Below are 25,251 nucleotides of genomic sequence, written 5' to 3'. Positions count from 1 at the left end.
AGGTCCGTGCCCTTGAGCTCCGGCAGGAAGAAACTGAGTGTGAAACCACAAGGCGTGAACCAAGCCTTGGCGACGGTCGGCCGCCATGGCCAGCTACTGCACGTGAGGCGCCGGACAGGTTCGACGCGAGCGTGGTGGTGACGAAGGCGAAGCCGGTTCTGAGCATCCGTCACGCCGACGTTGGCGGCGAATGCCTCGCCAGTGCCGCGCAGATTAAGATTTTGGGATACACGCGGCAGGTAGTTACCCCAGAACTGAACTGCGCCACCGTAAACAAACCCGCGCAGAACATGCCGATTTTTAGTGTGTCGAGACTGGACGTCGGCGCGAACCAGAACACCAGGGGCACGGACGATGATTCCAGGGACCTGGAAGAGGCGGAGGACCGCGGCGGCTGGCGATGACAATCGCGAGCATGGCGAGGAGGGTGCGACCGACCCCAGGACACCGATCTCCTGCCACCCCTGCACCGCGGCCTTTTGCTGCTGCTTCATGCGGCCGCTTTCGGCACGCCAAACGGCCGCGCCAGGCACATCCTGAGGGCATCGGGCGTTCGGGCACCATCGTGACGACGTCCGGTGTGCGTGGCACAATACGCGGCATGTGCTGAATGGCGCCGAATGCCGCGCCATACGAACACGCGAACATCAGCGTGGTGACGATGGTGGTGCGGCGGGTTCAGGGGGCTGAAGGGGTTGCGCCACGCTGGGCCGGCGCAGCGTGTCAACCTGCTACTGGCCAGCCACGCAGGCGACTCCGGCAGGAACGGCCGGATGATGATGAGCGGCAACGCCGGCACCAAGCCTGACATCAACGTGTAGCGCCAGGCTTCATGTCCGCCGTAGATCTCGGGCAACGACGCGGCATTGGCCAGAATCCAGGCGCTGGCCGCTGTGACCAGCGCGCCGCCGAAGGATGAGAACGCCTGCGTGTAGCCGAGCACCTTCTCGCGCTGCTTCGCGTCCGGGAAGAGTTCGGCCAGCCACGAGACCGCGGCCACAAACTCCACACACGCCGATGAACGTCAGGCTGCGGAAGAAGACGAACTGCCAGAGGGTGGTGCTGAACCCGGCCGCGAACGCGGAGAACGCGTAGAGCAGGATGCTCCACGTGAGCACGCGGCGGCGGCCGAGCCTGTCGGTGAGGTAGCCGCCAAGCAGGCCGAAAATCCCGCCGGCGATGGCCGGCACCCACAACATCACACCGACCCAGTCGTTGTAGGCAGGAGTGCCCGGCGCCACATTCACCAGTTCGCGCAGTGCCGGCGCGATGATGAGCGGCAGCATCAGCAGTTCGTAGATATCAAACGCGAAGCCGATCGCCGCGATCACGCAGATCAGCCATTGCACCTTTGTGAGCCGGGGCGACGACATCAGGCAAACCTCATGGGATGCGCCGCATTATGGCACGGGGGCCGACGAGGCGGCGTTGAGACCCACGCCGTCCTACGAGAGCCGGGAGCGGACCGCGTCGGGTACTTCGATCGAACGCACCGCCCCGGTCTCGTCGCTCGTCACGCACGCGGATGTCATCGCACCCGTGGCCATGACCTCCGTCCCACGCCAGAGGGTGCAGCGGTAACGAACGGACCGGCGTCCGATCGCCTCCACGGCAATCTCCACCTCGAACTCGTCCTCGAATTTCAGAGGCGCCTTGAAATCGCAGGTGGCGTTGACGCGAGAAACCCGAACTCCGGTTTCGGCGGCGAGATGCTCAGACCCACATGCCGCCACAGGGCGTGTTCGGCCTCTTCCATGTAGCGGAAATACCAGCTGAAGTGCACAATCCCGGCAAGGTCCGTCTCGTGGAACTGCGCGCGGCGGTGATAACGAAAGGTGGCGGGCATCGCGCGCGTCGGGCCCGGCTCTGCCCCAAAGCGGACATGGTGATCGATTCCTGCATGCGAATACATTCACTATACTTTCTGAATCCTCTGTCCGTTTCGTATCGGGGTCCCGGAGTCCCGGGGTCCGGGGGGCCGGAGTCCTTGGGTCGTCACGTAGGGCGTCGCTTCAGCGGCGCCAATTGTCAGGAAGCCTGAAATGAAACGAAGTGTGTTTGCGTTCATGTTGGTTCTCGTCCTTTCGGCGGCGTCTGCCTCCGCGCAGACCGGCGCCACGCTTGCCGGCGTGGTGCAGGACAGCACGGGCGCGGTGCTGGCAGGAGCGAAGGTGGTGGCGCAACACGTGGCCACCGGCGCGACACGCCAGGCCACGACCGGCCTGGATGGCCGCTTCACCATCGCCGGCCTCACGGCCGGCAACTATGAGGTGCGGTCTGACTTCCCCGGCTTCCGCCCGCTCGTCCGCGCCGGCATCGCCCTCACCGTCGGTGAAAACGCCGCCGTCATCCTGACCATGGAGGTGGGTGCGACCGATGCCGTCACGGTGACCGCCGCCACTTCCCAAGTCAACACGCGATCATCGGGCTGAGTTTCCTCGTCGACCAGCGCACCATCGCGCAGATTCCCGTGAACGGACGCAACTACACCGACTTGATGTCGCTGCTTCCTGGGGTGACACCCTTCGCGCATCGCGACAACGGTTCGGTGGTGGCGCACGGCGTGGCCATGAGCGTCAACGGCCAGGACCCGCGCGCCAACGTGTATCTGCTTGACGGCACGCTGCTCAACGATTTCACCAACGGACCTGCCGGGTCCGCGGCCAGCACGGCGCTCGGCATGGACACCGTCCAGGAGTTCCGGCTCGAGTCCAACTCCTACAGCGCCCAGTTCGGACGGAACATCGGCGGCCAGATCAACGCCATCACCAAATCGGGGTCCAACCAGTTCGCGGGCAGCGCATTCGAGTTCCACCGGAACGAAGCGCTCGACGCCCGCAACTACTTCGACGTGGGCGACAAACCCGACTTCATGCGCAACCAGTTCGGCGGCACCCTCGGCGGACCGCTCGTACGTGACCGGCTCTTCTTCTTCGCCGGCTACGAGGCGCTCATCGAAACGCTGGGTCGCTCGATTTTGACGACCGTGCCCGACGACAACGCGCGGCTCGGCCTGCTGCCAGGCGGCGTCACGATCCCGATCAATCCCGCGGTGCTGCCCTACCTCAACGAGTTCCCGCGGGCGAACGGCGAAAATCTCGGCGGCGGGCTGGCGCGCTACACGTTCCCGTTTGACCAGAAGCTCGACCAGCACTTCGCCCAGCTCCGTCTGGACGCGGTCCTCGCCAACGGCGCCCAGCTCTTCGCCCGCTACACGTTCGACGATGCGGAGCAGCGGTTGCCGACAGACTTTCCGCAGTTCCCGCGCTCGTTCATCTCGCGCAATCAGTTTGCGACGGCCGAATACCGCCAGGCGCTCGGACAACGGACCTTCCACACCGTGCATCTGGGCTACAGCCGCACGCGCGTGGGCCAGAACGTGGAGGCCAACACCACGCAGCCGGTCAGCGAGTTTGCGGCCGGGCGTTCCCTGATGGGCGCCATCGACATCGGCGGCATCCCCGCTTTGGCCCGCAGCTTTCAGCCAACCTCCGCCTCCGTCAGGATGTGTTGAGCCTGCAGTACGACCTCACGCAGTCTCGCGGTCGGCATTTCCTGAAGGCAGGCGCGCTGGCCGAGCACTACGTCTCGAGCGAGTTCAACCCGACGTTCAGCCTGGGCGTGTTCCGCTTCGCCAATCTTGCGGCGTTCCTGCGCAACACGCCTGCGAGCTTCATCGGCCTGACGCCCAATGGCGACGTCAATCGTCGCTGGCCGTTCACCATCTACGGCGCCTACCTGCAGGACGACATTCAGCTGACGCCGCGAGTGACGGCCAACATTGGGCTGCGGTTCGAAGGGTCCACGATGCCGGTGGATGAGGGCGGGCGCGACATCAACATGCCCGACCTGCTGGGCGCGCCGGTGGTGGGCCAGTTGTACGAAAATCCTGCGCCCACGCTCTCGCCCCGCGCAGGCGTGGTCTGGGACGTGCGCGGTGATGGCCGCACGTCTGTTCGCAGCGGCTACGGGCTGTACTACAACACCAACAACCACCAGAACCTGATCGTCACCGTCACCAATCCGCCGAGCACGCCGCGCGTGGTCATTGCGAATCCGACGTTTCCCGTGCCGCCGTTCGAGCGGCTGACGGGTATCTCCGTGCGGCCGATTCAGAACGACGTGCAACTGCCGCGCGTGCATATGTGGAACGCGAGTGTGCAGCAGGAGTTCTTCACGGACTGGGTGGCGACCGTCAGTTATGCCGGTGCCCGCGGCACACATCTGTGGCGCAACTCCGATGTCAACGTGCCCACGCCGGCCACGCTCGCCGACGGAACGTTGTTCTATGCGGCCGGACTCCAGCGCCCGAACCGCAACTACTCGGCGATTGAACTCAAGTCCAGCGACGGCGACTCCTGGTACAAAGCGCTCATCGTGGAGGTCAAGAAGCGATGGAGCCACGGCCTGCAGGTGCAGTCGGCGTACACGTGGTCGAAGTCTGAAGACACCACGCAGAATTCCACGTTCTTCTCGGACTCGACCACCGCCACCACGTCGGCGATGCCCGAATTCATCGAGGGCTACAACAAGGGCCTTTCGGACTTCCACGCAGAGCACAACTGGGTGACCAACTTCGTGTGGGAACCCTTCAGCGGATGGCGCCTCTCTGGCATCGTGCGCCTGCGCAGCGGAAGCCCACTGACGCCGTTTGTGCAGACGAATCGGTCGCGATCGCTCTGGTCGCCGTCGCTGGGCCCAGGCACCGGGCCGGACCGGCCGAGTTATGCACCAGGACGCAACGCGTCAAACGCGGTGACGGGCAACCCGGCCCAGTGGTTTGATCCGACGGCATTTGTGCTGCAGCCGATCGGGACGTTCGGCAACGTGGGCCGCAACGAACTCATCGGACCTGATCTGCGCACGGTGGACCTGGCACTGAGCAAACTATTCGGGCTGAGCCGCCTCGGCGGCGGTCGCGGCACAGTGGAGTTGCGGGCCGAGGTGTTCAACCTCCTCAATCGCGCCAACTTTGGCCCGCCGTCGCTTGTGGCCTTCGCGGGCAGCGCAGACAACGAAGCGCCGCTGGCATCGTTCGGTCAGATTCGCACGACGATTACCTCTGCGCGGCAGATGCAGCTGGGAGTGCGCATCAGCTTCTGATCACGACGTCGCGAGATCACGACGGATCACAGGGAGGCGCGGAGACGCGGAGGATTTCTGGGAAAGCCCCTGGGCGTACGTAGCGCGGCGGTCTCAAGGCCGCGGCTCTTCGTCGAATCGCCGCTTCAGCAACAGGTGGGGCGCGTTGGGATTCTGGTTCTCGACCTGGTCGATGACGTCGAGCCCTGCGCGGCCTGCGAGGCGCGTCAGCATCCTGATGGTGACAAACGTTTCGATGACGCCTGCAATCGGCCGGTGCCTGCCCGTCAGGTGAAACCACACGCCTGTGCGAAGGGCCCCGATGGCGTGACGGCGCTTGCCGGCATCTCTCGTCGCAATACCCTGACGCAGCTTGGAGATGTAGAACCTCGGCGCGTGCACCTGCAGCGAGAGGATGCCGCCTGGACGCAGGACACGAGCCAGTTCGCCGAGCGCGGCCGTGTGGTTCACATACGGCAGCACCAGCCGGCAAATCACCACATCGATTGAGCCGGGTGCAAACGGAAGCGCTTCGACGCTCGCCTGCGCGACGGCGAATCTCAACGTCGGCCCGGCCATGGCAGTGAGCCGCTCACGCGCGAACTGCGGACTCGCTTCGGCAATGTCGATGCCGCAACACCACGCGTCGCCCAGGAACGGGATCAGTTCCTGTCCCGCGCCCATGCCGACGTCCAGCACTCGGGCGATTGACGGGACGTGACGACGGATCGCGTCCACAGCCGCCAGATGCGCAGGGTGACGATACGACTCCTCCCACTCACGCCGGAGGTACGCGCGGTAGTCGCTCTCGTCGCCTCGGCTTTCCCCGGGGAGTGCAGACAACGAATCGGCCTATCGCTCGACCACGATGCTGCCGACGCGAGCGTTGCCAGGCCGGCACGTTGAAGGGTCGAAATAGTGCAAGGTCTCTGGCGTCGCACGGTTGGTCAGCCGGAACGTGTGGCGGTGCACGGCGGGAAATGGATCCGGAAGATCACGGAACATCGTGCGGCGCCGCTCGTGAAAGCGATCAGCCCAGGTCGCGAGGGTCCGCCCACTCGGCAACTTGCCTTGGTTGGTTCGCACCGCCTCCCAGAAACGCTCCTCGTAGATTTCGACGAAGACGCCGTCAGAGTTGACCCACGCGTTCCCCAGCGTGCCTTCCGTATGCGCGGGGGTGTTCACCTGTTGCGCGTTGGTGGTCTGAAAACCCGTCACCGTGCGCCCGTCGGCCCCGGCCTCAAGCACCCAGCGGTTCGGACAACCTGCGCCCACGCGCGTGTAGGGCCCACGCGCAGGATGTTTATCTTCGTTGGCGCACGAACCACGCGGCGGCTGCGGCTGCAATCCGTTGTGCTGCACGACGAACCGTGCGCCGAAATCGTCCTGGCCGATCTCGAGAATCCTCTCCGTTTGTTCCACGCCGCGCGGCAACGGACGGCCGTTCGACGACGAGCCGTTTGTTTGTTCCCATCCGCCCGAGTCGTTCACGCCTGGGAAACCATCCTGGATGAGCGCGTGCACGCGAGGGCCTTGCCCGGAAACTCGCGCGCCAGCAGTGCGAACTGTTTGCGGTAGAAGTCATACAGCCCGCTCGGCGTGTAACCCGCTTCGGCGAGGACCTTTGGATTGCAGACACAGCCCGCTTCGCAGTTCTTGGGCAGGCGATTCTCGTGCGACACCAGATTGGCGCCCGACGGTTTGATATACGCCAGCGCCCGGTACCAGTCCGATCGCGCCCGGATGCGTGCGGCCACCTTTGTCAACAGATCAAAGTAGTGCTTCTGGTAATTCGGATCGGTTGGGCTACCCAAATCCATCGGCGCGCCGCAGGTGCGGCCGCCACGGCCGTCGCCGTCCTGCAGCGAGAGTCGAGGCACGCCGCCGTTCACCCCAGCCGGCGCGGCAGGCACAGGGTCCGCGCCACGGCCCGCACGGCCACGGCCTCGGCCCCCTCCACGCGCCGCGGTTGGAGCGCGCGCGGCGGGCGTGGAAAAGATCCAGTCGGGCGTGCCGTCCGCGCCGGCCTTGAAGCCCAGGCTATACAGCTTGCCGTTGCGCACCGCCCTCGCGATCTCGCGGTCCAGTTCCGTGAAGTCGAAACTCGCATCGCCGGTACCTGGTGCGATGTGTGTGCGGTTCCACAGCAGACGGATGAAGACGCCCGTGTTGTTGGGGTCCGCCCACGTGGACTCCATCGTCGTGAACGGCTCGCCTGTGGTGCACAGGACTTCGTTGTCGCCGCGCGCCACCACCGGGCCTGCGGCGCACGCCGATGCCTGCGGACGATGCCCGCGCTCGAGCGGGCTCATCACAAAGATGCCGCCGGGCGCGAGCGGCATCGGGCCGGTGAAGTTTCCGCTGTCGCCGGCCGCGAACGGCCGAGGCAGGGGGCAAACGCCGTCGGCCGGCGGCTCGCTGGAGGCAACGATGGCCGCAGTGCGATTGGGCAAAGCCCACTCCACCGTGTCACCGTCGCGAATGCGCAGCACGGCCGGCGTGAACGACCCGTCGGCGCCGACTGTGACCCGGTGCGTGGCAGCGCCCGACGCCGTGACGGCATGGCCCGCGGCGCTCAGGATTGCCGCGGCGACGAAACTTCCGAGCAATCGTGTAGGCATGGGATGCTCCTGTGCCGGGCATTCTGCCATGGCCTTGACGTCGGGGACGGCTGCCGGAGGAGGATTTATGGCATCGTCCGAGGCAGGTCCTGTTCGGTCACGTGATAGAGACGAATGGTCTTGCCAATCGTGGCGACCGGCGTGAGCGGCCGGAGCCAGTCGAGCCAGCCGACCGGTGGGTTGAGTTGAGCCGGTGTCAACGCACACGGGTCGGCCCGCCCGACGCGATTGAGCCGATACACGCGTTCGCTGATCGCAATCCATCCGGTGACCGGCGTCACCGGCAGGGCTGAGACCGGCGGTAGCTGAAGGCGGCACGGATTCACGGTGCCCTGCAGTTGCAGATACAGGGACGGCACCGGGTGCTCCTTGAAATACGCCTCGAGCGCAAGGCCGTCCTGTCCCCAGTCGAAGTCGCTGTCGCTCACGATCGATGCCGGGTCGCGCCCGGCGAACACGTTGAAGTACGCGCTCTGATACGGCACGCTCGCCACGAGCAGCGCCGCCTGCGTCGCCACCAGAGCGCCACCCGCCGCCACGATCAGACCCGATCGGCTGGTGACGTCCGCCCAGCGAATCCAGCCGGCCGCGATCGGCAGTGCGACAAGCGGATACAACACAATGACGTGTCTGACCCCGATGTTGATCGGACTGGTCATGGCGGCGGCCAACAGTCCCACAGCACCCACGGCGATCCCGAGGAACCACCGGGAGCGGGTGCCCGGGCGTCGCACAACGCCGCCCCACAACCCACCTGCAGCGAGAAGCAGGAACGGCAACGGAGTCTTCACCGCCAGCACGACAGGGTAGTACTCCAGAAAGCCGCGCTGGTTGAACTCACCAAACAGCATGGAGCGATGACCGGCGTCGGCATGCACCTTCAAGAAAGCCAGCCCGTGAAAGAACTCGTGGGCGGGAATGCGCCAGTGCGACGCCGCCGCGAACACACCGGACGTGGGGAAGTCTCCGTAGGCGGAGAATCTCTGCGGGAGGTCCGCCATGCGGCCGACGCGGAAACCGTAACTGGCCCAGATCGTCAGCATCGCCGCCAGCGCGACGATGCCGATCCATCGGAAGGTCGAGGGCTGCATCAGGGTGCGATGCCACGAGCGCCGTGTGTCCCAGTGGTGCGCCGCCATCACGGCAAGCACCAGCGGAGGCACAAATGGGAGCGTGGAAAACTTCGTGGCCACCGAGAATCCAAGCGCGACACCCAGCCAGGCCGCGCGTGTGATCACGGGCTGCTCGAGCCAGCGCCTGAGCGCGACCAATACCAGGAGCACTGACGCCACAAACGGCAGATCGGTGGTGGCAAATCCCGCATGTCCCACCAGTGGCGGCATCGTCGCCACCGCCGACGCGGCGAGGGCGGCGACGGGTGGACGCCGAGCGCCACCGGCCAGCATCCAGGTCAACACAATGCAGGCCCAATACCAGGGGAGGTTGCCGACGCGAGCGGACGTGACCCGCTGCACGTAGTCGGGCGCGTCATGGAAGATCGCGTCAGCCGCGGCATACGGGCTCTGGTTGATTCGCCCGTCGGCTTCGGGTAATCGAGCGCCGGCAAGCCATGGGCCGATGGTGATGGTCAGCCGCGACAGGGGCGGGTTCTCTGTCTGATATGAATAACGTTGCTGCTGCAACAGTTCGAGGCCTGCCGCCACGTGAGTCGCCTCGTCTCACGAGTGTGACAACCGGGCATACGTGGCCACGATACACGCCGTGCCTGTCATGGCCGCGGCCACGGTGAGTGCGACACACCATCGCCGAATGCGGCCGGCGTCCGTCGTTGACGCGATCATCCGGCGAGAGTCTACACGCGGTTTGGCCGCTTCGGAGGTGCCGGGCGGATTACTGCGGCAGTTGGTCCGATTCGGGCTCGGTAAGGAACCGGCTGGCGATGAGTCCCATCACGCACGCGAGCGTGGCGACGGTCGCGGCGGCCAAAGCGAGGGACCGGCCCGCACCGTACGCGGGCGTCAATCTGGCTGCGAGTGTGGTGGTAGCCAGGGCCGCAGTGGTGCCGATGATGCGGCCGCCCACATTGGCCGCGAAACTCTCACCCGTGCCGCGCAGGTGCGTGGGGAATACTCGCGGCAGATAACTGCCCCAGAAATTGAACTGCGCCGCGGTGATAGCGGCGGTGAGGAAGACACCGAAGCCGAGCGGCGTAAACCCCATGCCGCTCAACCACACGAAGGTCACCGGAAACGCGACGATCGCCGCCACTTGCAACACGCGCAACATGCGGCGGCGCGCCACGACGGCGACCACAAGTCCAGCCAGCAGAAATCGGCCCACAAGGCCACCGGATTCCTGCACCATCTGCATCTCCCCAGACGCCACCTTCTTCGCGCTCTCTTCCAGTCCGCTGATCTCGGGCAGCATCGGAACAAACCTGGGCAGGTGCTGCATCGCTCCGTAGGCCAAAGCGTAAGTGCAGGCCGTGGCCACAATCGCGGCAATTGTGGTCCGGCGCATCGTCCCCTCAAACAGAGCCGCCACGCGCGGCCGTTGTGCCATCCGGCCCTTCACCCACATCGGCGACTCAGGCAGGAACGGTCGCACCAGGATGAGTGGAATCGCGGGCAGCAGGCCCGACAGGCACAAGTAGCGCCACTCCGCGTGACCGCCGTAGATTTCAGGAAGGTCCCCCGCGTATCGGACGATCAGCAGCCACACACCGGTGACCGCCAGTCCACCAAGACCCGCCACGGCCTGAGCAAACCCCACGGCGCCCTCGCGCCGCTTCGGATCCTGGAACATCTCCGCCAGCCACGCGATGCCGGCGACGAACTCCACACACACGCCCACCATGACCAGGCATCTGCACAGGAGGAACATCAGCGCCGAGGTGCTGAAGGCCGCGGCCATCGATGCACCGGCGTAGACCAGGATGCTCCAGACCAGAATCTGTCTGCGCCCGTAGCGATCGGCCAGATGTCCACCGGCCAGACCAAACAAGCCACCACACACGGCCGGGGCCCAGAAGATCAACCCCGCCCACGCCCAGTCAACGCCAAGAAGATGGAACGCCGCGGAGGCCGGTCCTCCGGCAAGCTCAGTGAACGCCGGCCCCACGATCAGGGGCATTGTCAGCAGTTCGTACGCGTCGAAAAAGAAGCCAAACGCGGCCACCGCCACAACGAGTCGCTCTGCCCGGGTCAGTGCCGCCACCGCCGCATCATATGATGGTGGGCGCAAAGGACGAACAGACAGGCCCCATTATGATCAAGAAGATTCGCGGGTGGATCCGCGGCATGTACGACTGGACGATGAAGTGGGCGGACTCGCCGCAGAGCCTGCTGGCGCTGTTTTTGATCGCGCTCGTTGAATCATCGGTATTCCCGATTCCTCCCGACGTTCTGCTGATCGCCATCGTTGCGGCCAACACGCACAAGTGGTTGAACGCGGCGCTCCTGTGCAGTGCGGGGTCGGTGATTGGCGCGATGGTGGGGTACTGGATCGGCATGGTAGCCATGCCGACGATCGGCCAGCCAATCGTGGACTTCTACCATGCCCAGTCGGCGTGGGACTCGGTTGTGGCGTGGTATCAGAGCGATCTGGGCGTGTGGTTTCTGCTGGCCGCGGCGTTTACGCCAATTCCGTTCAAGGTCGCCACGATTGCAGCGGGTGCCACCGGCATGGCTTTCTGGCCATTCCTGATCGTGAGCATGATCGGACGGTCCGCGCGGTTCTTCCTGGTCGCCATCATCCTGCGCATTTATGGCGCGCCGGTCCGCGCGATGATCGAAAAACACTTCGACAAGTTCACTCTCGCGTTTCTCGTGTTGCTCGTCGCCGGGTTCCTGGTGATTCGGCTGCTGTGATTCTCGGCCTTGAGGACCAGGCCGAGCTACGTACGGCGAGGCCGAGCTACGTACAGTTCGCCATTTCGGTCATTTCGGTCATTTCGCCATTGCCACTGACGCCGAGTCCGGGCGCAGCCAACGCTGGACGGCGGTGGCGAGGATCACGATGACCGAGACCATCATGATGACGGTCACGATGGAGTTCAGATAGCCCTGCATCTGCAGCTCGGGCCTGGCGCCCACGGCCATCGGCCAGAAGTTGTTCTTCACGCTGAGGAACCCGGCACTCAGAGTTGTAGTCGCCAGGAAACACATCGGTATCAGGGTCACCCAGATGTACTGGCGCCGGCCAGCGCTGATGATGACGGTGGTGCCCACCGCGAGCGCCACCGTGGCGAGCAACTGATTCGCAATGCCGAACATCGGCCAGATGGTGCTGATGCTGCCCGTGGCGATGAAATACGACCAGGACACAACGACGAGCGCTGTGCTGATGATCGATCCCGGTATCCAGCTGTGATCGGCCATCTTCGGGAATCCACGCCCGATGAACTCACCCACCAGGAATCGGCCCACGCGTGTACCGGCATCGATCGTGGTCAGGATGAACAACGCCTCGAACATGATCGCGAAGTGGTACCAGTAGTCCATCAGGCCGCGCATGCCAGGCAGGCTCGAGAAAATCTGCGCCATACCGACGGCCAGTGACACGGCGCCACCCGTGCGGCCGGCGACCGACTCGCCCACTGCAGACTCAAGTTCGGGCAGGTTGACGATCGGCTGGTTGAGTGTCTCGAATACCGCGGCCGACGTGTTGATGGCGTAGTAATCGCCGGGATGCATGGCCGAGGCTGCAATGAGCGCCATGACGGCCACCAGGCCTTCAATGAGCATCGACCCATAACCAATCGGCCGGATGTCGGACTCCTTGTCGATCATCTTGGGCGTGGTGCCCGATCCAATCAGCGCATGAAAACCCGAGATGGCGCCGCACGCGATGGTGATGAACGCAAACGGGAACAACGCGCCCGGCACAATGGGCCCGCCGCCGCCCGTGAAGCCGCTGAACGCCGGCATCTGCAGAACGGGGTTCACGATGATGACGCCGATCACGAGGAAGATAATCGTGCCGATCTTCATGAACGAGCTGAGGTAGTCGCGCGGCGCGAGCAGCATCCACACCGGCAGCACCGACGCTGCGAACCCGTAGACGCCCAACGCGATGACCAACTGCATCCGCGAAAGGGTCAGCATGCCGCCCAGCCAGGTTTCGGTAATCGCCTTGCCGAAGATGACGGCCAGCAGCAGGCCGACCACGCCGATGACCGTCGCCTCGCCCACCTTTCCCGGCCGCAGCTTGTACATCCAGAGGCTCATGAAGAGCGCCAAGGGAATGGTGACGCCGATGGCAAACACCGCCCAGGGACTCTCCGCCAGGGCGTTGACAACCGCCAGTCCAAGGCCGGCCAGGGCGATGACGATGATGAAGAGGATCGCCAGGGCGGCGGTAAACCCGGCCACGGGACCCAGTTCCTGCCGGGTGATTTCGGCCAGCGAGGCCCCGCCCCTTCGGGTAGATGCCCAAAGAATGATGGAGTCGTGGACGGCTCCTGCCAAACACACGCCGACGACGATCCAGATGAGGCCCGGGGCATAGCCGAACTGGGCGGCCAGGACCGGCCCGATCAGGGGGCCGGCGCCTGTAATTGCTGCGAAATGGTGGCCAAAAAGCACCCATCGTGGGGTCGGGTGGAAGTTATGCCCGTCGTTCTTTACGTGAGCCGGAGTCCGCCGGCTGTCGTCCAGCATGTAGACCTTGGTGGCCAGAAACGCGCTGTAGTAGCGGTAGGCGATGGTCAGGATGCAGAGGACCGGGACAATTACGTAAAGTGCGTGCATGCGGCAGATTCTAGCCGCAAAAGGGTCGGCCCTCGACAGAACCTGCGCCTTCGGGCGATGATGTTCGACGCCGCAGGCCACAGCCAGCGCGACAGGGAGACAGGTTTGACAATCACAACTCGAGGTATTCGTCTGGCGGTCACCGCCGGTCTGGTCGCGATCGCGGCCCTGACAATCAGCAACATCAACCACATCGACGCGCAGACGGCACCGGCGACGCTGCAGGTGCAGGACGCCACGCAGGCGCCCGCCGCCCCCGTGCACACCGGCGGCGAAGCGAACCTCGTCATGCCCGACCTGAGCCAGGTCTCGTTCCTGGGCGTGGACGGTCGCACGCTGCTGATGGTTGGCCTGCTGGTCTGCGCGCTGGGCCTGCTCTTCGGCCTGGTCATTTATACGCAGCTCAAGAACATGCCGGTGCATGCGTCAATGCTCGAGGTCTCCGAGCTGATCTATGAGACCTGTAAGACCTACCTGATCCAGCAGGGCAAACTGCTACTGGTCCTGGAACTCTTCATCGGCTCGATCATCTTCTACTACTACTTCTTCCTCCTGCACTTCTCGCTGACCAAAGTCGGCATCATTCTGTTCTTCAGTCTGGTGGGCATCGCCGGCAGCTTCGGTGTGGCGTGGTTCGGCATTCGCGTCAACACCTTCGCCAACTCGCGCACGGCGTTCGCCAGCCTCCGGGGCAAGCCGTATCCCTGCTACGCCATTCCGCTCAAGGCCGGCATGAGCATCGGCATGATGCTGATCAGCGTCGAACTCCTGCTGATGTTGTTCATCCTGCTGTTTGTCCCTGGTGACTACGCGGGCGCCTGCTTCATCGGATTCGCCATCGGCGAGTCCCTCGGCGCATCTGCTCTGCGAATCGCCGGCGGCATCTTCACGAAGATCGCCGACATCGGCGCCGACCTGATGAAGATTGTCTTCAAGATCAAGGAAGACGACGCGCGCAACCCGGGTGTCATCGCAGACTGCACGGGCGACAACGCGGGCGACTCCGTAGGCCCCAGCGCCGACGGCTTCGAGACCTACGGCGTCACGGGCGTGGCGCTCATTACGTTCATCCTGCTGGCCGTTGCCGACGTCGGCCTCCAGGTGCAGTTGCTGGTCTGGATCTTCATGATGCGCATCATCATGGTGGTGGCCTCGGGCGTGTCCTACCTCGTCAACGAGATGTGGGCGAAGGCGCAGTACGTCAACGTGGACAAGATGAACTACGAGGCGCCGCTGACCCGTCTGGTGTGGCTAACGTCGATCGTCTCAGTGGGCCTGACCTTCCTCGCGTCTTACCTGCTCATTCCGAACCTGGCCGGCGACACCACCATGTGGTGGAAGCTCTCGCTCATCATCACGTGCGGCACGCTCGCGGGCGCCATCATCCCCGAGTTGGTGAAGGTCTTCACCTCCACCGAGTCTGCCCACGTCCGCGAAGTGGTCTCGTCGTCGCGCGAAGGCGGCGCGTCGCTCAACATCCTGTCGGGCCTGGTGGCCGGCAACTTCTCGGCGTACTGGCTCGGCCTCAGCATCATGTTGCTGATGACGGCGGCCTACTACGTGAGCGGCTTCGGGCTTGAACAGATCGGCATGATTGCACCCGCGGTCTTCGCCTTCGGCCTGGTGGCGTTCGGCTTCCTGGGCATGGGCCCGGTGACGATTGCCGTGGACTCCTACGGACCAGTCACCGACAACGCTCAGTCGGTGTACGAGCTGTCGCAGATCGAGGAAATCGCCGGCATCAAGGGTTCACTCAAGTCCGAGTTTGGATTTGACGCAAACTTCGAGAAGGCGAAGCACAACCTCGAGGAAAACGATGGCGCGGGCAACACGTTCAAGGCCACGGCCAAGCCGGTGCTGATCGGCACGGCCGTCGTGGGCGCCACCACGATGATCTTCGCGATCATCGTGTCGCTCACCAACGGGCTCCAGGTGGAGTTCTACAAGTTCCTCTCGATCCTGCACCCGCCCTTCCTGCTGGGCCTCATCACCGGCGGCGCGATGATCTACTGGTTCACGGGCGCGTCGATTCAGGCCGTCACCACCGGCGCGTATCGCGCGGTGGAGTTCATCAAGGCCAACATCAAGCTTGAAGGCGCGACCAAGGCGTCGGTGGAAGATTCGAAGAAGGTGGTCGAAATCTGCACGAAGTACGCGCAGAAGGGCATGTTCAACATCTTCCTTGGCGTCTTCTTCGGGACACTGGCATTTGCGTTCGCCGAACCGTTTTTCTTCATCGGCTATCTCATCTCCATCGCGCTGTTTGGTCTCTACCAGGCCATCTTCATGGCCAACGCGGGCGGCGCGTGGGACAACGCGAAGAAGATTGTCGAAGTGGAACTGAAGGCCAAAGGCACGCCGCTCCATGACGCCTCGGTCGTGGGCGACACCGTCGGCGATCCGTTCAAGGACACGTCTTCGGTCGCGATGAACCCGGTGATCAAGTTCACGACGTTGTTCGGACTCCTCGCGGTGGAACTGGCCGTGCAGTTGACGCGCGAGCAAGGCGCCGGGCTGACACACGCGCTCGCGCTCGGCTTCTTCGCGATTTCGATCTTCTTCGTCTGGCGCTCGTTCTACTCGATGCGCATCAAGTCCGAGTAACGATGCACTGGATAGCACTTGCGCTGGGTGCGGCCCTCTCATGGGGCCTGTACGGGCCGTCGCTGCACCAGGGGCAGGTAAAGCTCGGCAGTCCGTTCCGGGCGCTGCTCTGCGTCGGCATCGCCTACTTCATCGTCGGCGTCATCGTGCCGGTGGTGGCACTGATGGCGCAGGGCGAGCTGAACAAGGGCTGGTCCACTGAAGGCGCACTTGGCGCCACCGGAGCCGGCCTCCTTGGCGCTCTGGGCGCGGTGTTTATCATCTATGCGTTCCGAGCCGGCGGCGTGCCCACCTACGTGATGCCGCTGGTCTTCGGCGGCGCGCCGGTCGTGAATGTGCTGTTCACGATGTACCTGCACCCGCCGAAGGCGTCGCCTAATCCTCTGCTTTGGGTTGGGTTCGTTCTCGTCGCAGCTGGGGCTTCTCTCGTTCTTTACTACAAGCCGCAAAGCTGAGGGTTCGACTCACTGTCGGTGGGGTTTTCAGGTGAGTCGCGGTCGTCGCCGCCGCTCTCCGGCTCGACGCCGCGGAAAAAGCACCACTCCAGGGAGTTCGCCCGTGATCTCGGGTGGGGGCCCCCATCCCCACCCTCTGTCGCCCCCATCCGTGGCGCTTTTTTAGTGGCCCGTGTCGCGTCGCTCGCAGTCGAGCGGCAGCGACGACCGCGACTCACCTGAAAACCGAGACTCCCCCAACTGTGCCGATCAGCATCTCGACTCTGCGGCGACCGAGATCAACGATCCATGACCTCAGAAGGGGCTGGTCGGATGGAACATAGGTCGCGCCAAACCCTGACAGCTTGAGGCCGGCACGCACGCCTTCGCCAACTGCGAACCATTCGTAGCCGCACCAACCTCCACCAGAGGTGCATGACACTTCTCGACTCCGCCAGCCAGCAGGTGCTGAGACGCGGACTCCTTGTATCTGAATCTTGCTCTGAAACAGAAGCTGTACTCGATTGGCTATGCAGCGGCCGCCGCTCGATCGGTTCTCAAGGGTGAATCTCAACTCGTTCTGCCGTGAGAACGTTCCACCAATCTCGAACCAGGCATCGCAACCTGTTGGCGAAGGCGTACCCGAAATCTCTGTCGCGACCACGTTCGGTCGCGACGCGCAGCCGATTGCCATCGTTGCGACGACCATAGCGCTGAGAAATGTCGGTGCAAACATCGATAGCTCCGGGGCGACCGATGTTAGCCGGTCTTCTTGTAGCGCAGGTAGGCCTCGTCTCGGAGACTTCGGAGCTCGACCCAAATTCGCTCGTCCTCAACGAGACGAACCAATTCACCTACTGACCGATTCCACAGCACGTCGAGCGCCCACAGAGCGCACAACGCGTAGACTTGCCCTGCTCGCCTCGCGTTCCTGGCGATGGCTTGGAATCGGACGAGACGGTCAGGTTGGTCCATGAGCACGTTGTAGGCTTGGATCTGCCGCCATGCGTTTCGATTGAAAAGCCCGGTCTCATTCAGAATCCGCTCTGCGTCAACAACCGGAAGGGGCCATGGCACTTTCGGTCGGGCTGGAGGCAGTTGAGGCAAGAATTGCTCAACGGAAACCGGCGATTTTGGCGTAGGCAAGTTCGACGGCTGGCCGGAACAACCGGCAGCACTCATCACGGCCAAGGTAAGGGCGAAACATCTCGATAGCATGTTGAACTGGCAACGCTCGCAATCAGCGGCGGGCCGCGCAGCGGACCGTCCGCTGCATTGCGTCGTTAGGCCCCAAGCTTCATCCAAAGATAGATCACGGTGCCAGCAATGCTCAGGGCCGTGCGAACAGCGTGGAGTTGTCCCCAGTGGACCAGCAACTCGCGGGTCTCCGAACTCGACAGATCGCGGCCCGGTGCCAACAACTTGTGATTCGTCGGCATGATGATAGCGAACGTGAAGGGCACAACGGCCCCTACCAGCGAGGCCGCCACCAGCCAACCGACGCCACCACCGAGAAGCCAAACAGCAACGCCGCAGAGCAGACTGACAATCGCCAAGGGCGCTTGTAGCCACGTGGCGCGCTTGTAACTGGGTGCCCACTGCATTGCCGCCATGCGCGTATCAAGACCCATCCGCGCGGGATGCTCCACGACGTTAATGTAGAGAGCCGCCCCAGCAAATAGTGCGGCTGAGAGTACGGCGACGAATTCGAGAATGGGAATCAACATGACCCTCACTTGGGGCCTAACAGGTCTTGGGGCAGACCGCGTAATTGCGGCCGCAGCGAGGACTATGCTGCGAACTCTCCCACATCCTTCAACCTGCGAGACGGACGGATGTTAGCACCCGTTTTGCGGTGTGCAGACACACCCTGGTCGCGCGTGAGGGATCGACAGAAGCGCCGACTCGGAGTGCCGCGACACGCGCCAGCATGAAACCGTCGTGCAAGGGAGCGCGGGCTGCGAGGGCCATCTCCGCCGTCTGCGGAGTGACCCGACGGGCGACAGCGCGCAGCCAAGCGGACGAAGCGAACGGTTCCGCCTTCGCCCAGCGTGTACCCTCGGGGCTTCGGCGAGACCTCGCCGTAGCTCTCCGAGCGGAGGCGGGTTCCCGCGGCAGCTCCGCGGAGGCGCTCCGTCGATCCCCCACGCGCGACCAGGGCTCGGCGACAGTGATCTCGGGCTTGAGGAACCCACCTCCGCGCTTCGCGCTACGGCGGGGCAAGCCAGCCCGAGCTACGTGCCAGCCCGAGCTACGTGCCAGCCAATGGGCTCATTTTCAGCGCTCTCTCCATCGGCACGAGTCGAGCCCCAGCAAATAGTCCATCCCGAAGTCGCCGATCGGCGCGCCCGGCGGCGGCGTGGGAATGGCGGCGGGACGCAGTTCCGTGTACGGGCGGTCGAGGAAGCGTTTGATGTCGTCGGCCAGCAACTGGCGGTGCGCGCGCTCGGCCCCAACGGTGGTGACGGCCGTCATTGACGCGCGCGCCGGGAGCGCCCGGAGCGCCTGCGTGGCGATGGCGCGTACCTGTGTGTTTGGCGCGCCCTCCGCCAGATCCATCAGCTGGCTCATGACCACACGTTCCATGGTGCGGCTGATCTCCGCCTCGTAACCGTTGGCCGGACGAGCGTCAAACACGGTGGCTGTCAGACGGGCGATGACTTCATCCAGGCCGGGCAATGACGCGTCCACGGCCTTCTGCGCGACCATGCGCGCAGCGCGCGCGGGGTCAGAAGGCTGGCCACGACAATTTCGGTGGCCGCTGCGGCCGGCGCCACCGGATCAAACGCGCCTCCGGTGGTGCGCGCAAACGACTCGCGCGTCAGCCCGAAGCCCGGCGGGCGCGGCGGAATCCCCTGCACGACGGCAGAAGGCAGCGTGAGATCGCCCAGACGCAACGCGCTCATGAGCGCGTCCAAGGCGGCCTTCTGCCTGGCCGCGGGCACCCACTTCATTGGCGCCCGTCCGTCTCCGCGAATCGCGTAGATGTACTCCTGACCACCCATGGCGGTAACCGCAGACTCCACCGCGTACCGGTGGTGCAGATACAGCGGCACCAGCGCTTCTTCCATCTGCGCCATCGGCCGTCCCACCTGAATCGCTCGTTCGCCGAATCCTTCCATGGCCGCGCGGCGAAGCGCCAGGAGTCGAGTCAGCTCCGCGGCCACATCCGTGCCGTTGTTCCACTGATCGACGTTCGGATTCACGTCGGTATCCTGGTTGGACATGTACCGATAGTCCTGGTCCCAGGCGTCATTGATGACCTTGGTGAGCGCGGCCTTCTCGTCGGTGCCGGCGGGGAACTGCGAGTAGCCGTACTGAATGGCCACTTTGTCCCAGTCGCCGATGCCGCTGTCGTAGGCCTGCGAAAAATCCATCGTGCCGTCCGGGCGCAGCGTGATCAGGGGATGCGGATAGTCCATCACCGAGATCCGCCCCTTGGAGCTGTTGTAGTAGTTGTGGCCGATGCCGATCGTATGACCCACTTCATGCGCGGACAGCTGGCGCAGGCGCGCGAGGGCCGTCTGTTCGAGCACGGCCGGCTTCTCGTTGCCTTGCACGTATGGCGAAAGCAGGCTCTCGAAGATCAGATAGTCCTGCCGCCACCGGAGGGACCCGAGAATCACATGGCCCTTCATGATTTCGCCGGTGCGGGGATCCGTAATGGACCCGCCCGTGCTCCACCCGCGCGTGGACCGGTGCACCCACGTGATGGTGTTGTAGCGCACGTCCATCGGGTGCGCGCCTTCCGGCATCGTCTGCACCTGGAACGCATTGCGGAACCCGGCGGCCTCAAAGGCCTCGTTCCACCAGCGCGCGCCTTCCTGCAACGCCGACATCACGGGCTCGGGTGTGCCGCGATCCACGTAGTAGATGATCGGCTTGACCGGCTCGCTGATCGCGGCAGACGGATCCTTCTTCTGCAGTCTGTGCCGATTGACATAACGCGTCCGCATGTCGGTGCCAATGGGCGCCGAGTAGTCCACATAGCTGACGCCGCCGAACCCCGAGCGGGGATCGGCCAACCGAGGCGTGTAGTTGCCGTCCGGCAACTCGATGAACGAATGATGCTGACGCAGCGTCACAGCCGATGCATCGGGCGCGACATCCGAGACGCGCCCTCCCTGCTGGGGGCCTCCTGCGCCGCCTGCGCCGCCGGCGCCGCCGCCCCGGCCGCCGCCACCTGCGCCATCGGTCACAAATGTCGCCGTGAGATCGATCTCGGAATTTTTCGGGAACGCCTTCGTGTCGGTCAGGTTGATCGCGCTGCGCGTGCGATCGAAGCGATACCCGGCCCCCAAACGCCCCGACACGTTATGTGTATCGCGCATCAGGAAGTCGGACAGGTCGACCAGCACCCGGCCACCGTTTTCGGCGGCCACTTGAAAGCCCCAGTGCACCGACTTGGCAAACGCATCTTCCACGGCCTTGCGTTCCGCTGGATTCGAGCTGATCGCCCGATAGTCATAGTTGGGCTCCACCATCAGGATCCGCGGCCCCACGCGCTGGAAGCTCACAATGGCGGAGCCACCCAGCAGGGCGCGATCCAGTCCGATGTCATTTGAACCCAGGCCGGCCGAGAGCCCCTTGGCCCACAACACTTCCTTGCCGAGCTCCGGAATTTCGAGGAACAGGTTGCCCGTGCCCTCTTCCCAGTACAGGGGGAAGAACCCGTCGATCTTCTGCATCCCCGCCGTGCGATCGGCAATCGAGCGGATGCTCGCCGGACCCTGGGCTCCGCCACCACGCCCACCCGGCGCCTGACCGCCCGCCTGGGGGCCAGCCCCCGCCTCGCCAGACAGGCCAGCCGGAACGGCGATGGCAAGCATCAACACACAGCCCAGAAGAATTGACACACGTCGCATACTCAGCCCCCTGTTGCTTTCCGTGACCCGGCCAGATTGTATCGCCAGATCCTGAACTTCGCATGGACCGAACCCGTCTGACAGCCCATGACGACCCTGCTCCAGGACCTCCGCCTCGGACTCCGCCTGTTTCAACGCCAGCCAGGCTTCGCCCTTGTGGCGGTGCTCGTCCTGGGCCTCGGCATCGCCGCCAACACCACCATCTTCAGTCTGGTGAACGCGCTCGTGCTCAAGCCGCGCCTGGGCGCCGGCGACGAACTGGTCGCCGTTTACTCGAAGAACCGCACCGAGCCCGATGGCTTTCGCGCTTTTTCCTACGACAACTTCTCGGACCTGCGCTCCCGCAAGGAAATCTTTGCCTCGCTGACAGCGCACCAGCCCGCACTGGTCGGCATCTCAGAGGGCGACGCCACACGGCGCGCGTTCATCGACATCACCTCCGCGGATCTCTTCGACACATTCGACCTGCCGCTCCAGATGGGCCGCTCGTTCACGCGCGAGGGAAGAACGGCCGCGGGCCGACATTCCCGTGACGATCATCAGCCACCTCGCGTGGGAACGCATGGGCAAGCCTGCGGACGCCATCGGACGCACCATCAAAATCAATCAGCGCGCCTTCACCATCGTCGGCATCGCGCCCGAAGGCTTCGGCGGCACCATCACCATGGTCACACCCGAGTTGTGGGTGCCAACCGGCGTCTACGAGTCGCTCATCAACGACTTTGCCGACAACCGCGCCACCAGCAACCTCGCAGACCGGCGGCACCACACGCTGATCCTCTTCGGCCGGCTGCGCGAGGGGTGACGCTCGACACCGCGGCGCCACTGCTGTCGGCCGCCGGCGCATGGATGGAGTCGGCCTACCCGGAGGAGAACAAGGACCAGGATCCTGGTAGCCGGGCCGGTGTCGCGCTTTTCGGTCAGCACAAGTCCGAATGATGACTCGGCGGTCAGCATCCTCGCCGTGAGCCTCCTCGCCATGTCGGGCATCGTCCTCCTGGTGGCGTCATTGAACCTGGCGAACATGCAACTGGCGCGCGCCGGTGCGCGCCGCAAGGAGTTCGCCATCCGGCTGGCGATCGGCGGCAGCCGGTTCCGGCTGGTACGCCAACCCTCACGGAAGGGCTGGTGCTGGCGTTCGCCGGTGGCGCGGTGGCCATCTTTGCGTCGTGGGCGGCTATGCACGCACTGCTCAGCGGAATGAACGGACTCCTGCCGGTGCTGGTCAGCATCGACCCGTCGCCCGACTGGAGAATCTTCGTCGCTACGCTGGCCTTTGCCGTGGCCGGCACGATGATGTCCAGCCTGGGGCCGGCACTCGCCTCATCGCGCACCTCCGTGCTGCCGGAACTGAAGGAACACGCGGGGGAAATGAAAGTCAGCCGCGCGCGATTCGCCACGCGGAACCTGCTGGTGATGGGTCAGCTGGCGCTGAGCCTGACGTTGCTCACCACGGCCGGGGCATTCATCCGCGCGGCGATGGTGGCTGCGGACGTCGATCCCGGTTTTTCGTTTGACCGCGGCGTTCTTTCCAATCTGGACGCCAGCCTGGCCAACTACGACCGCACCCGTACGACGGCGCTGTATGGCCAGGTGCTCGATCGGGTGCGTCAGGTGCCCGGCATCACGACCGTGGGCCTGGCCACACAAATGCCGTTTGGCGACATTCAGGAAAGCGGGCGCGTGCAGAAGGCCGGGCCAGTCATCAGGCCGTCTGACCCGAATCACGCCACCATGACGGCTTCGGCCGTCACGATGGGCATCTCGCCCGACTACTTTCCAGCGCTCGGACTCTCGTTGCTTCGCGGCCGCACGTTCACAGACGCGGAGTGGCAGACGCCGGGACGAGCGCCGGTGGGCATCATCGACGAAGCCCTGGCCGCACAACTGTTCGGCCAGGACGATCCCATCGGCCGTCTGGTGCAGACCACCCCGCGCGACGACGGGTCGGTTGAGGTGATTGAAGTGGTGGGCCTGGCGCCGGCCATCCGGCACCAGATGGAAAACGATGAGGCGGGCCCGCATCTGTATCGCCCGTACGCGCAGCACTTCCGCTTTGGTGTGTATCTGCACGCGCAGACGACGAATGCCGAGGGCGAAGCCGCGATGCTGCCGGCGCTGCGCGCGCTGCTGCGCGACATCGACGCGAACCTTCCCGTGGTCACGCTTGAGACCGGTCCGATGTTCCGCGAGCGGAATGCCATGTTGTGGGTCATCCGGACGGGCGCCACGTTGTTTGGCGTCTTCGGCGGCATCGCGTTGTTCATGGCGGCGCTGGGCATCTACGGAGTCAAGGCGCATTTTGGCGCGCCGCACCCGCGAGTTCGGCATTCGGCTGGCGCTTGGGGCCACGTCGCGGGATGTGGTCTCGCTCGTGATGCGCGACGGGTTGTCGCTGACAGCGGCGGGGCTGGTCCTGGGCCTGGGGTTGTCGGCGCTGGTGGTGCGCGCCATTGGCGGCTTCGTGTTTGGCGGCGGGGGCTTCGACCTGCCGATTGTGGCGGCCGCGTTTGTGGCGCTGTTCCTGTCGGCGATGGCGGCCACATGGATTCCGGCGCGCCGGGCGACGCAGATCGCCCCGTCGCTGGCGTTGCGGTCGGAATAAGAATCCAACCCAAACGACCTCTGAGGTGGATTTCACAACATCGGCCGAAAACTACCTCAGAGGTCGTTTTGTAACCTCAGAGGTCGTTTTGCTGACAGAGGTCATAATTCCCGGGTGACCCTCCCGCCCGGCGACGACCTGGCCACACTCGAAGCGGCATTGCTCGCACGATTGCAGGCGCCCTTGCCCGGCGCGGTGGTGCAGCGCCGCTTCTGTCCGCAACCGACCCGAACCGCGTGGGATCCGGCTGCGCAGCCGCCGGACGCGCGACGCGCCGGTGCGCTGCTGCTTCTGTACCCGGGCGCCCAGGGGACCTCGATTGTGCTGACGCAGCGGCACGCGGACCTGCCTCATCACGGCGGCCAGATCAGCCTGCCCGGCGGCGGCCTGCACAGCGGCGAATCTCCGGTTGAGGGCGCGCTGCGTGAAGCGCAGGAGGAAATCGGGCTCGACCCGTCGGACGTCCGTGTCGTCGGATCCCTCTCGACACTCTGGGTCATTGTCAGCCGGTTCGTGGTGCACCCGATCGTGGCGGTCGCCCCGGCCCGGCCGGCGTTTGCGCCGGCGCCGGGCGAAGTGGCGTCGTTGATCGAAGCGCCGTTGGCCGCGCTGCGCGATCCCGCCGGCCTGAAATGGGACCGGCGTCTGCGGCCACAGCCCGGTGGCCAGCCGGGCCCGCCGATCTGGGTTCCGTATTTTGACGTGGGCGGGCACCAGGTCTGGGGCGCCACGGCCATGATCTCGGGGAGTTCGCGGGCGCTGCTGGATCCGGCGTTTGGCCCGGGGCGGCACCGGAACCGTCTGGATTACGCTATTCTGGTAATCATTACGGAGTTCAGGGTAATGGCAGACAACCCGTTTGTACGGCGAAATCGTGACCGCGGCGGCGTTTGCGGACCGGGAGATCGAGCGCGATCGGCTGAGCCGGATCTGCTCGCTGGCCAGAAGGTGTTCCTGATTTCGCCGCGCCGGTATGGCAAGTCGTCGCTGGTGCGTCACGTGTTGCGCGGGCTGGCGAAACAGGGCGTCTGACCGTGGAAGTCACCGTCGCCAGTTCCAGTTCGTACGTCGGCTTCCGGAGGCGTACGCCCGGCCTTGCTGTACGCCGACAGCCAGGGTGGTTGCGGCAATGGACTGCAGACCTGCTGCGATCGGTCAGACCGGTGCGCTTCGAAGCGGCCCCACTCGGCGCGTGCGGTTCGCGATTGCGTTCCCGTCGGCTGCGCGATTCGCACATCACGCGCCCGGCGAACGAAGTGTTCGCGCTCCGGGCGCATCGCCGGGCCCGCAAGCCGCATGGCCGTGGCGTCGACGAGTTTCAGGCGATTG

22 protein-coding genes and 1 pseudogene are annotated in these 25,251 nt (G+C 64.7%); 10 read left to right on the top strand and 13 right to left on the bottom strand.

The annotated features are described in order from the left end of the window. The 3 genes and pseudogenes from IPL75_00230 to IPL75_00220 form a co-directional block, all read right to left on the bottom strand. A pseudogene (locus IPL75_00230) lies at window positions 1–1,373 on the bottom strand (MFS transporter). A gap of 72 nt (window positions 1,374–1,445) precedes the next feature. After that, the gene (locus tag IPL75_00225; protein MBK9238697.1) at window positions 1,446–1,733 is read right to left on the bottom strand and encodes a hypothetical protein; all 288 of its coding nucleotides are present in this window, start codon (window positions 1,731–1,733) and stop codon (window positions 1,446–1,448) included. After that, window positions 1,643–1,912 (bottom strand): hypothetical protein, encoded by a 270-nt coding sequence (locus tag IPL75_00220; GenBank protein ID MBK9238696.1) that lies wholly within the window; start codon window positions 1,910–1,912, stop codon window positions 1,643–1,645. The genes IPL75_00225 and IPL75_00220 overlap by 91 nt, the downstream gene beginning before the upstream one ends. A gap of 130 nt (window positions 1,913–2,042) precedes the next feature. Here IPL75_00220 and IPL75_00215 point away from each other — a divergent pair, with 130 nt between their 5' ends. From IPL75_00215 to IPL75_00205, 3 genes are read left to right on the top strand one after another with little or no spacing between them, the layout of a single operon-like run. Beyond that, on the top strand, window positions 2,043–2,432 hold the full coding sequence (locus IPL75_00215) for a carboxypeptidase regulatory-like domain-containing protein (protein MBK9238695.1): 390 nt from the start codon (window positions 2,043–2,045) through the stop codon (window positions 2,430–2,432). Window positions 2,433–2,470: 38 nt separating this feature from the next. Continuing rightward, window positions 2,471–3,514, top strand: coding sequence for a hypothetical protein (locus IPL75_00210; protein MBK9238694.1), 1,044 nt, complete (start codon window positions 2,471–2,473; stop codon window positions 3,512–3,514). Continuing rightward, entirely contained in the window at window positions 3,508–5,103 is a 1,596-nt protein-coding gene (locus tag IPL75_00205) for a TonB-dependent receptor (GenBank protein MBK9238693.1), read from the top strand. Before IPL75_00210 ends, IPL75_00205 begins: the two co-directional genes overlap by 7 nt. A 93-nt stretch (window positions 5,104–5,196) precedes the next feature. Here IPL75_00205 and IPL75_00200 read toward each other — a convergent pair whose 3' ends face one another. From IPL75_00200 to IPL75_00180, 5 genes are all read right to left on the bottom strand, one after another. Beyond that, window positions 5,197–5,925, bottom strand: a complete 729-nt coding sequence (locus IPL75_00200; protein ID MBK9238692.1) for a class I SAM-dependent methyltransferase — start codon at window positions 5,923–5,925, stop codon at window positions 5,197–5,199. A 9-nt stretch (window positions 5,926–5,934) separates the two neighbouring features. Then, on the bottom strand, window positions 5,935–6,606 hold the full coding sequence (locus IPL75_00195; GenBank protein ID MBK9238691.1) for a hypothetical protein: 672 nt from the start codon (window positions 6,604–6,606) through the stop codon (window positions 5,935–5,937). After that, a complete protein-coding gene (locus IPL75_00190; protein MBK9238690.1) occupies window positions 6,570–7,703 on the bottom strand; it encodes a hypothetical protein in 1,134 nt (377 codons plus the stop codon). Before IPL75_00190 ends, IPL75_00195 begins: the two co-directional genes overlap by 37 nt. 65 nt (window positions 7,704–7,768) lie before the next feature. Further along, on the bottom strand, window positions 7,769–9,367 hold the full coding sequence (locus IPL75_00185; GenBank protein ID MBK9238689.1) for a glycosyltransferase family 39 protein: 1,599 nt from the start codon (window positions 9,365–9,367) through the stop codon (window positions 7,769–7,771). A 187-nt stretch (window positions 9,368–9,554) separates the two neighbouring features. Further along, window positions 9,555–10,796 (bottom strand): MFS transporter, encoded by a 1,242-nt coding sequence (locus IPL75_00180; protein ID MBK9238688.1) that lies wholly within the window; start codon window positions 10,794–10,796, stop codon window positions 9,555–9,557. A gap of 134 nt (window positions 10,797–10,930) precedes the next feature. On the opposite strand from IPL75_00180, the gene IPL75_00175 reads away from it, so the two are divergent. After that, window positions 10,931–11,533, top strand: a complete 603-nt coding sequence (locus IPL75_00175; protein ID MBK9238687.1) for a DedA family protein — start codon at window positions 10,931–10,933, stop codon at window positions 11,531–11,533. A gap of 78 nt (window positions 11,534–11,611) precedes the next feature. On the opposite strand, the gene IPL75_00170 is transcribed toward IPL75_00175, so the two are convergent. Continuing rightward, the gene (locus IPL75_00170) at window positions 11,612–13,414 is read right to left on the bottom strand and encodes a carbon starvation protein A (protein ID MBK9238686.1); all 1,803 of its coding nucleotides are present in this window, start codon (window positions 13,412–13,414) and stop codon (window positions 11,612–11,614) included. Between the two features lie 60 nt (window positions 13,415–13,474). Between IPL75_00170 and IPL75_00165 the strand changes: the two genes are divergently transcribed. Together IPL75_00165 and IPL75_00160 are read left to right on the top strand one after the other, a co-directional pair. After that, the gene (locus tag IPL75_00165) at window positions 13,475–16,018 is read left to right on the top strand and encodes a sodium-translocating pyrophosphatase (protein ID MBK9238685.1); all 2,544 of its coding nucleotides are present in this window, start codon (window positions 13,475–13,477) and stop codon (window positions 16,016–16,018) included. Window positions 16,019–16,020: 2 nt separating this feature from the next. Continuing rightward, window positions 16,021–16,473: an EamA family transporter gene (locus IPL75_00160; protein ID MBK9238684.1), complete on the top strand. Its 453-nt coding sequence runs from the start codon at window positions 16,021–16,023 to the stop codon at window positions 16,471–16,473. A 1,262-nt stretch (window positions 16,474–17,735) separates the two neighbouring features. On the opposite strand, the gene IPL75_00155 is transcribed toward IPL75_00160, so the two are convergent. From IPL75_00155 to IPL75_00145, 3 genes are all read right to left on the bottom strand, one after another. Next, entirely contained in the window at window positions 17,736–18,179 is a 444-nt protein-coding gene (locus IPL75_00155) for a DUF1772 domain-containing protein (protein ID MBK9238683.1), read from the bottom strand. Between the two features lie 550 nt (window positions 18,180–18,729). After that, the gene (locus tag IPL75_00150) at window positions 18,730–19,161 is read right to left on the bottom strand and encodes a hypothetical protein (protein MBK9238682.1); all 432 of its coding nucleotides are present in this window, start codon (window positions 19,159–19,161) and stop codon (window positions 18,730–18,732) included. Then, window positions 19,098–21,692 (bottom strand): zinc-dependent metalloprotease, encoded by a 2,595-nt coding sequence (locus IPL75_00145; GenBank protein ID MBK9238681.1) that lies wholly within the window; start codon window positions 21,690–21,692, stop codon window positions 19,098–19,100. The genes IPL75_00150 and IPL75_00145 overlap by 64 nt, the downstream gene beginning before the upstream one ends. A gap of 154 nt (window positions 21,693–21,846) precedes the next feature. Here IPL75_00145 and IPL75_00140 point away from each other — a divergent pair, with 154 nt between their 5' ends. From IPL75_00140 to IPL75_00125, 4 genes are all read left to right on the top strand, one after another. Beyond that, window positions 21,847–22,122, top strand: a complete 276-nt coding sequence (locus IPL75_00140; protein ID MBK9238680.1) for an ABC transporter permease — start codon at window positions 21,847–21,849, stop codon at window positions 22,120–22,122. Between the two features lie 159 nt (window positions 22,123–22,281). Continuing rightward, window positions 22,282–22,521: a hypothetical protein gene (locus IPL75_00135; GenBank protein MBK9238679.1), complete on the top strand. Its 240-nt coding sequence runs from the start codon at window positions 22,282–22,284 to the stop codon at window positions 22,519–22,521. Further along, on the top strand, window positions 22,518–23,996 hold the full coding sequence (locus tag IPL75_00130) for an ABC transporter permease (protein ID MBK9238678.1): 1,479 nt from the start codon (window positions 22,518–22,520) through the stop codon (window positions 23,994–23,996). Before IPL75_00135 ends, IPL75_00130 begins: the two co-directional genes overlap by 4 nt. 40 nt (window positions 23,997–24,036) lie before the next feature. Beyond that, the gene (locus tag IPL75_00125; protein MBK9238677.1) at window positions 24,037–24,954 is read left to right on the top strand and encodes a CoA pyrophosphatase; all 918 of its coding nucleotides are present in this window, start codon (window positions 24,037–24,039) and stop codon (window positions 24,952–24,954) included. On the opposite strand, the gene IPL75_00120 is transcribed toward IPL75_00125, so the two are convergent. Beyond that, window positions 24,918–25,251, bottom strand: a 334-nt coding sequence (locus tag IPL75_00120; protein ID MBK9238676.1) for a hypothetical protein, incomplete at its 5' end; no start/stop codon positions are given. The genes IPL75_00125 and IPL75_00120 overlap by 37 nt on opposite strands.

Source organism: Acidobacteriota bacterium (genome assembly GCA_016716905.1).
GTDB lineage: Bacteria > Acidobacteriota > Vicinamibacteria > Vicinamibacterales > SCN-69-37 > SYFT01.
Note: the sequence above shows the minus strand (reverse complement) of the source record. Positions and strands in the feature narration are given on the sequence as shown.